Source organism: Paenibacillus sp. A3, from assembly GCF_001399685.1.
In the GTDB taxonomy this organism is placed as follows: Bacteria; Bacillota; Bacilli; order Paenibacillales; family NBRC-103111; genus Paenibacillus_G.
Window position 1 is genome coordinate 1 of record NZ_JTHN01000348.1, and the last position, 1,431, is coordinate 1,431.

General features: G+C 52.0%; 1 protein-coding gene. It reads right to left on the bottom strand.

The genetic code is table 11. The features are described from left to right. A partial coding sequence (locus QJ48_RS34440) for a transglycosylase domain-containing protein (protein ID WP_193394551.1) occupies nucleotides 1-957 on the bottom strand: 957 nt, incomplete at its 3' end. Nucleotides 958-1,431 lie beyond the last annotated feature (474 nt).

A 1,431-nucleotide genomic window follows, 5' to 3' on the forward strand; every position in this document is an offset into this window, starting at 1 on the left:
CGCCTTGGCCGCTTCTTTCTCCACCTCGATCATCAGGAAAGGGTAGGTGGAGTAGGCTTTTTTAACACGCTCGGCAAGCGAGCCTTTCAAGTCGAACTGCAGCGCCTCTTGATACTGCTGCTCGTTGATTTTTCCTTCCTCAAGCATCCGCTTCAGCACGAGCTGCTGACGCTGAACCGCACGCTTGAAAGCGGCGCCGTCGACCTCGCCTTTGCTGGTGAAGGCCGAGAAGTTGCTCGGCTGCTGAGGCACACCGGCCAGGTAAGCGGCTTGCGCGATATTCAACTTGCTGAGATCGTCAATGTTGAATATCCCTTTGGCGGCAGCTTTAATGCCGTATAGGTTATAGCCGGACGAGCCGTTGCCATAAGGAATTTTGTTTAAATAGGCGAGCAGGATTTCATCCTTCGACATCAGGCGCTCCATGCGCATGGCGAGCAAAATTTCTTTGGCTTTGCGGCTGTCGGCTTTATCCAGCGTCAGGAAGACGCGTCTGGCGACCTGCTGCGTAATCGTGCTGCCGCCGGTCTGAACGTCTTCATTCAGCAGCTTTTGGATCACAGCACGGAGCGTTCCTTTGATGTCCACGCCGTGATGCTGATAAAAATCGTTGTCCTCGATCGCCAATACGGCGTCCAGTACCGGCTTGGGAATATCCTTCAAGCCTGCCATCCGCCGGTCTTCCTCGGTACGAAGCTGGCCGACTACCGTATCGTCGCGGAAATACACGAATCCGGTCAAGGCGTCGTCCTGCATTTGCGCCATCATCGTTTCCTTGCTCCGAATCGGATCATCTTTAATTAGTGCGCTGACATAACCGAAAGCGGCGCCGGCCCCGAGCAACCCCGCAAACAAACCGGCGATAAAAAGCCACTTGATCGTATGTAGAGTATATTTGCCAGTTCTAAGCAAGATGACTTGATATCTTGGCCTTTTTTGTCTTGTCTCCTTCTCCATGAAAGCGAGTTCCTCCTGATTGGAAAACATTCCTTAAACATTATAGCATAAAAGCGCTCCGCTACACACCGCCGCAAAATCGTTCTTCTATGACGATTTGCTGATTTTGGCCTGATTTTGACGCTTCGAAGCCGGGGGTTTGACAATCGTTTTGGCCTTGTGATATAATTAGGGATAATTGCATACCGTTGAAATGCAGTGATGGACTTAGTAGGATAAGGAATTAAGCTTGCAGAGAGCCGGTGGATGGTGCGAACCGGCAGCCGACCTTAGACCGAATTACCGTCCGGAGCAGCGGAAGGGAACCGCGGAACGGCATGTCACAGCCGTCCGTCAGTAGCTTCCGATCGGGCAGCAGCCCGTTATCCGATGAAGTGAAAGCTTCTGGTAGCGATTTTCGGTGAAGGAACTACGGTTTCTTCATATGATACCGTTTCGTTGACCGGGCTTTAATTAGGGTGGTACCGCGAGCAA